A 6,174-nucleotide genomic window follows, 5' to 3' on the forward strand; every position below is an offset into this window, starting at 1 on the left:
GGTTTCGGCGAGATCATTCGCGTCATCCTGGTGAACTGGACCGAGCTTTCCGGCGGCCCGAACGGCATCACGTCGATTCCCCGCCCGTCGTTTTTCGGCCTGCCGTTCAAGCCACCCGGCGACGCTCCGACCTTCGCCTCGTTCTTCGGGCTCGAATATGTGCCGAACCACCGGATCATCTTTCTCTACTACCTGATTCTTGGCCTCGCGCTGCTCACCAACCTGTTCGTCTCGCGGATGCGCAAGCTGCCGGTCGGCCGCGCCTGGGAGGCGATGCGCGAGGACGAGATCGCCTGCAAGGCGATGGGAATCAACGCGCGCAACGTCAAGCTTTCCGCTTTCGCGCTCGGCGCCATGCTCGGCGGTTTTGCCGGCGTTTTCTTTGCCGCCCGCCAGGGCTTCATTTCGCCCGAATCGTTCACATTCAACGAGTCGGCGATCATCCTCGCGATCGTCGTGCTGGGCGGCATGGGCAGCCAGCTCGGCGTCGTCCTCGCCTCGCTGGTGCTGGTCCTGCTGCCCGAGCTCGGGCGCGACTTCGCCGAATACCGGATGCTGATCTTCGGCGCGGCGATGATCCTGATCATGGTCTGGAAGCCCGGCGGCATCCTCTCGCATCGCGAACCGACGCTGCGCTACTCGGCTGCGGGGGCAGGGCGATGAGCCCGGCTCCCTTGCTCAGTGTCGAGCGCCTGAGCATGCGCTTCGGCGGTCTGCTGGCAATCGACGACCTCTCGCTCGACGTCGCCGCGCGCCGGATCACCGGCGTCATCGGCCCGAACGGAGCGGGCAAGACGACCTTCTTCAACTGCCTTACCGGCTTCTACAAGCCGACCGTCGGCAGCATCCGTCTCAATCATCCGCAGCGCGGCGTCATGCGCCTCGAAGAACTGGCCAGCCACCAGGTGGCGCGGACTGCGCAGGTGGTGCGCACCTTCCAGAACATCCGCCTGTTCCCGAAAATGACCGTGCTCGAAAATCTGATCGTCGCGCAGCACAACATGCTGCAGCGGGCGTCGCGCTTCTCCCTGGCGGGCCTGTTCGGCCTGCCCGGCTACCGCCGCGCCGAGCAGGCGGCGATCGACAAGGCGGTCGGCTGGTTGAAACACCTCAATCTGATCGAGCAGGCCGATTCGGCCGCCGGCGACCTGCCCTACGGCATGCAGCGGCGTATCGAGATCGCCCGTGCGTTGTGCATCGATCCGCTGCTGCTCTGCCTCGACGAGCCCGCGGCCGGCCTCAATCCGCGCGAATCGGCCGAGCTCAACGAACTGCTCAGGCACCTGGCGCGCGATGAAGGCATCGCCATCCTGCTGATCGAACACGACATGAGCGTCGTCATGAACGTCTCGGATCACATCTGCGTGCTCAACTACGGGCGCAAGATCGCCGAAGGCACGCCACTGCAAGTCCAGCGCGATCCGAACGTGATCAAGGCCTACCTCGGAGAAGAGGACGCAGACGAACAACTGCAGGCGGAGGCGGCCCGATGATGCTGCGACTTTCGGGCGTGCACGCCCACTACGGACATATCCACGCGCTGCACGGCGTCGACCTCGAGGTGCAGGTCGGCGAGGTGGTCACCCTGATCGGTGCCAACGGCGCAGGCAAGTCGACGCTGATGATGGGCGTTTTCGGTCAGCCGCGCGCTTCCTCCGGGCGCATCGTCTTCGACGGCGAAGACATCACCCAGCTGCCGACGCACGAGATCGCGCGCCGCGGCATCGCGCTGGTTCCCGAGGGGCGGCGCATCTTCGCCCGCATGAGCGTGCTCGAGAATCTGCAGATGGGCGCCGTGCTCGGCGAGGCGATGAACTTCGAGGTCGACCTCAAGCGCATGTACACGCTGTTTCCGATTCTCGAGGAGCGTTGCCAGCAACGCGCCGGCACCCTCTCCGGCGGCGAGCAGCAGATGCTGGCGATTGCGCGCGCGTTGATGAGCCGGCCGCAACTGCTGCTGCTCGACGAGCCCTCGCTTGGCCTCGCACCGCTGTACATCAAGAAGATCTTCCAGATCATCCGCGAACTCAACCGCGAGCACGGCATGACCATCCTGCTCGTCGAACAGAACGCACACCACGCGCTGCGCGTCGCGCACCGCGGCTACGTCCTGCAGCATGGCCAGATCGTCCTCTCGGGCAGTGGCCGCGAACTGCTCGCCAACTCCGAGGTGCACGCCGCGTACCTCGAAGGCGGTCACGCCGCGACGGCTGCCTGATCCGTGGACGGGGGCAAGACGCCGCCACGCTGGCTACCTTTCCTCGTTCTCGCCATCGGCCTGTTGGCGATTTCGTTTGGCGCCATCCTGGCGCGCATGGCACAGGCCCATGGCTTGCCCTCGCTGGCCATCGCGACGCTGCGCCTCGGCCTGGCGGCGCTGCTGGTCACGCCGCTTGCGCTCTGGCAGTCGGCGCGCACGCTGCGCGCGCTGAGCGGGCGGCAGGGGCTGCTCACCGGCGGTGCCGGCTTCTTCCTGGCGCTGCACTTCGCCACCTGGATCACTTCGCTCGAATACACCTCGGTGGCCAGCAGCACGGCGCTGGTGACGACCAACCTGCTGTGGATCGGCGTCGCTTCCTACTTCCTGTTCGGCGATCGGCCAAGCCGCCTGATGCTGGTCGGCATCTTCCTCTCGCTTTCGGGCAGCGCGCTGATCTTCTGGAGTGACAACCAGACGAGCGCGCCGGGGCGCAACCCGCTGCTCGGCAACTTTCTGGCGGTTGCCGGCAGCTGGTGTTTTTCGGCGTACCTGCTGATCGGGCGCCGCCTGCGCGCCAGTCTGCCGTTGCCGGCCTACGTCTGGCTGGCCTATGGCAGCGCAGCGATCTTTCTGCTGCTCGCCTGCCAGGGCAGCGGCACGCCGCTCGTCGGTTATGCGCCGGCCGCCTATCTCGTCGCGCTCGGTCTCGCGCTCGGACCGCAGCTGCTCGGACATACCTCGTACAACTGGTCGCTGCGGCACGTCTCGCCCACCTTCATCGCGGTGGTAACACTCGGCGAACCCGTGGGAAGCGCGCTGCTGGCGTGGATCTTCTTCGGAGAATCGTTTGCGCCGGTGCAGGCGGTCGGTTTCGTGTTGCTGCTCGCGGGGATTTATCTGGCGGCGAAGGGGGAGGGCCGATAAGCCGGCACGCCCTTTCGGTCAATTTGTCTGGTCGTGGGAAGAAGGAGCCGTGACATGGCCAAACGGCGCCGACCGGGTCCACTGCCGATCTGTGAGAAAATCTCCCGCGCGGAAGAAAGGTCACGCTTCTTCCTCTTGTGATTGCGTCACGCTCGTCTCCAGCCATCGCTCCTGTCCTTTGGTTCATCGATGCACCGACAAGGTCATCCTGCCGAAGCGAAGCGGCGGTTACCCCAATGGGCTGATGGCCGCCCCGCTTTGCAGCAGAACATGGATTCCATCTATCGAGATCTCGAAAGGAAACAATGATGTACAAGTCAAGGAACGGGCTCGGCAAGTGGGCGCTCTCCGCCATGCTGGTCGTGTCCCTCGTCGCGGGTTGCGGCAAGAAGGATGACGCGATCAGCCAAGCGGCCAAACAGGATGCTGCCAAGGGCATTCCCGCGCCGGGTATCGCCGAGGTCAAGGCGATCGCCGAAGAAGGCTTCATCTACGGCCTGCCAGTCGTCATGAACTATGCCGTCATGTACGAGTACGTGATCGACAGGAACTCCGGTCAATGGAAGATGCCGTTCAACACGCTACACAACGAGCACCGTGTGTACACCTACCAGGACACTGCGGTCATCACGCCCAACAGCGACACGCCCTACTCGATGCTGTGGATGGACCTGCGTGCCGAGCCAATGGTGATATCGGTGCCGTCGGTCGACAAGAAGCGCTATTACTCGGTGATGCTGAATGATGGCAACACCTTCAACTACGGCTACATCGGCAGCCGCGCCACCGGCAGCGATGCCGGCGACTACCTGATCGTCGGTCCCGGCTGGCAGGGCGAGACGCCGGCCGGCATCAAGAAGGTTCTCCGGTCGTCGACCGAATTCTCGGCCGCGATCTTCCGCACCCAACTCTTCGACGCCAAGGACATGCCCAACGTCGAGCAGGTGCAGGCCGGCTACAAGGCGCAGCCGCTGTCGGCGTACCTCAAGCAGCCGCCACCGCCCGCGGCGCCGACTCCGGATTGGCCGACGCTGGGCAAGGACGCCGTCAAGCCGCGCAACGACCTGGTCGATGCGATCGACAAGCTCGAGAACAAGATTTTCGTCACCACCGAGTTCTTCGACTACCTCGACTTTGCGCTGCAGTTCGCACCGGCCGGACCGGAGGAGCACGCGATTCGCGCCCGGCTCGCGACCATCGGCATCGGCCCCGGCAAGAAATTCGCCTTCAAGGACCTCTCGGCCGAACACAAGGCGGCGATCCTGCTCGGCCTGATGGAAGGCAGCAGGAAGGTCGACGAGGCAGTGGCGGCAATGGGCAAATCGATCAACGGCTGGCGCGTCGCCTCGGCCTTCGGCGACCGCGCCTTCTACAACGGCAACTGGCTGCTGCGCGCGGCGGCCGCCCGCGCCGGCATCTACGGCAACGACGCCGTCGAGGCAATGTACCCGATGACCAAGAAGCTGGCCGATGGCACCGAACTCGACGGCGCCAGGCACAAGTACACGCTGACCTTCGCCAAGGACCAGTATCCGCCGGTCAACGCCTTCTGGTCGGTGACGATGTACGACGGCAAGACCCAGCTGCTGATCAAGAACCCGATCGACCGCTATCTGATCAACTCGCCGATGCTGCCGTCGATGAAGAAGAACAAGGACGGCTCGGTGACGATCTACATCCAGAAGGATTCGCCGGGTAAGGACAAGGAGTCGAACTGGCTGCCGGCGCCGGACGGCCCGATCTACCTGGCGATGCGGCTCTACTGGCCGAAGACCGAGCCGCCGTCGATCCTGCCGCCCGGGGAAGGCACCTGGCAGCCGCCCGCGCTGGTCGAGGTGCAGTGACGGGTTCCGGTGGCGGTGGTGGGGTCTGCCGCCGCTACCGGCGTCGGGGGGAGGGGAGGCTGCCGCGGCGTCCATTATCCAAGCGGCTGGCAGCGCCTGTCATGCCAGCGCGTCGAGCGGACTGCGAACGCCTCGACCGCCGCGATGGAGCACGTGCGTGTAGATCATCGTCGTCGCCACGTCGGCGTGGCCGAGCAGCTCCTGAACGGTGCGAATGTCATAGCCGCTTTCGAGCAGACAAGTGGCAAACGAATGGCGCAGGGTGTGCGGAGTGGCAGGCTTGCTGATGGCAGCCTGGTGTAGCGCGTTGCGCATTGCACGCTGAATGCTCTGGGCTTCGACGTGGTGTCGGCGTACCGCTCCGGAGCGTGGGTCGACCGATCGCCTGGCGGCGACGAAGACATACTGCCACGCCCATTCGCGTGCGGCATTCGGATACTTCCTCGCCAGCGCCCACGGCAGGTACACTTCGCCGTAACCTGCAGCAAGGTCCTCGTCGTGCAGCGCCTTCACCCTTGCCAGATGACTTTTCAGCGGGGCGGTGAGCGTGTTGGGCAACATCGTCACCCGGTCCTTAAAACCTTTCCCTTCGCGCACGAGGATCTCGCCGCGCGCAAAGTCGACATCCTTCACCCGCAAACGCAGACACTCCATGATGCGCATGCCGGTGCCGTAGAGCAGCCGCAGGATCAGGCCGGCGGTGCCCTCGATGAGCACCAGCAGGCGCTGGACTTCTTCAGGCGTGAGAACGACCGGCAAGCGTTTCGAAGCCTTCGCCGATTCAACGTCATCCAGCCACGGCAACTCGGTTACCAGTACCTCCTTGTAGAGGAAGAGCAAGGCGCTCTTCGCCTGGTTCTGAGTCGATGCCGAAACACGCCCCGCGACGGCAAGGTGAGTGAGAAACGCCTCGACCTCGTGCGCCCCCATTTCACGCGGGTGCCGCTTGTTGTGAAAGAGGATGAAACGTCGCACCCAGCCGCAATAGGCCTGCTCCGTGCGTAGACTATAATGCTTCAGCCGGATGCGGTCGCTGAGCTGATCGAGCAGGCGCCGGGGTGGTGGCGGAGCCGGGAGGGCATTGACGCAATTGCCGGAAATTTTAGTGGACGAGTCCATGGCGCACCTCACTGTTTTGTCCGAGACTTTTCCGATGGCTGTACATCCATACAGTATAATGACGCAAAGCTTTGCGTCAAGTAGGAT

At 64.4% G+C, this 6,174-nt stretch carries 5 protein-coding genes and 1 pseudogene; 5 read left to right on the top strand and 1 reads right to left on the bottom strand.

What is annotated here, in order from left to right; all coding sequences use genetic code 11:
- The 5 genes and pseudogenes from NFV80_RS01720 to NFV80_RS01740 all read left to right on the top strand — a co-directional run.
- Positions 1 to 663 (top strand): annotated as a pseudogene (locus NFV80_RS01720) (branched-chain amino acid ABC transporter permease); the annotation flags it as partial.
- A complete protein-coding gene (locus tag NFV80_RS01725; RefSeq protein ID WP_295330699.1) occupies positions 660 to 1,493 on the top strand; it encodes an ATP-binding cassette domain-containing protein in 834 nt (277 codons plus the stop codon). The pseudogene NFV80_RS01720 and the gene NFV80_RS01725, both read left to right, overlap by 4 nt.
- Complete coding sequence (locus tag NFV80_RS01730) at positions 1,493 to 2,218, top strand: ABC transporter ATP-binding protein (protein ID WP_295330717.1); 726 nt, start codon at positions 1,493 to 1,495, stop codon at positions 2,216 to 2,218. Before NFV80_RS01725 ends, NFV80_RS01730 begins: the two co-directional genes overlap by 1 nt.
- A 3-nt stretch (positions 2,219 to 2,221) precedes the next feature.
- Positions 2,222 to 3,124, top strand: coding sequence for a DMT family transporter (locus tag NFV80_RS01735; protein ID WP_295330701.1), 903 nt, complete (start codon positions 2,222 to 2,224; stop codon positions 3,122 to 3,124).
- 305 nt (positions 3,125 to 3,429) lie between these two features.
- Positions 3,430 to 4,968: a DUF1254 domain-containing protein gene (locus tag NFV80_RS01740; protein WP_296757628.1), complete on the top strand. Its 1,539-nt coding sequence runs from the start codon at positions 3,430 to 3,432 to the stop codon at positions 4,966 to 4,968.
- Between the two features lie 99 nt (positions 4,969 to 5,067).
- Here the strand turns inward: NFV80_RS01740 and NFV80_RS01745 are convergent, their stop codons facing one another.
- Positions 5,068 to 6,087, bottom strand: coding sequence for an integron integrase (locus NFV80_RS01745; protein ID WP_295330705.1), 1,020 nt, complete (start codon positions 6,085 to 6,087; stop codon positions 5,068 to 5,070).
- Between the last annotated feature and the right edge of the window lie 87 nt (positions 6,088 to 6,174).

Source organism: Accumulibacter sp., from assembly GCF_023806565.1.
In the GTDB taxonomy this organism is placed as follows: Bacteria; Pseudomonadota; Gammaproteobacteria; order Burkholderiales; family Rhodocyclaceae; genus Accumulibacter.

What these genes read in the sequence shown, in the direction of transcription:
- NFV80_RS01725 (WP_295330699.1), top strand. Translation starts at nt 660, where the DNA reads ATGAGCCCGGCTCCCTTGCTCAGTGTCGAGCGCCTGAGCATGCGCTTC.
- NFV80_RS01730 (WP_295330717.1), top strand. Translation starts at nt 1,493, where the DNA reads ATGCTGCGACTTTCGGGCGTGCACGCCCACTACGGACATATCCACGCG.
- NFV80_RS01740 (WP_296757628.1), top strand. Translation starts at nt 3,430, where the DNA reads ATGATGTACAAGTCAAGGAACGGGCTCGGCAAGTGGGCGCTCTCCGCC.
- NFV80_RS01745 (WP_295330705.1), bottom strand. Translation starts at nt 6,087, where the DNA reads ATGGACTCGTCCACTAAAATTTCCGGCAATTGCGTCAATGCCCTCCCG.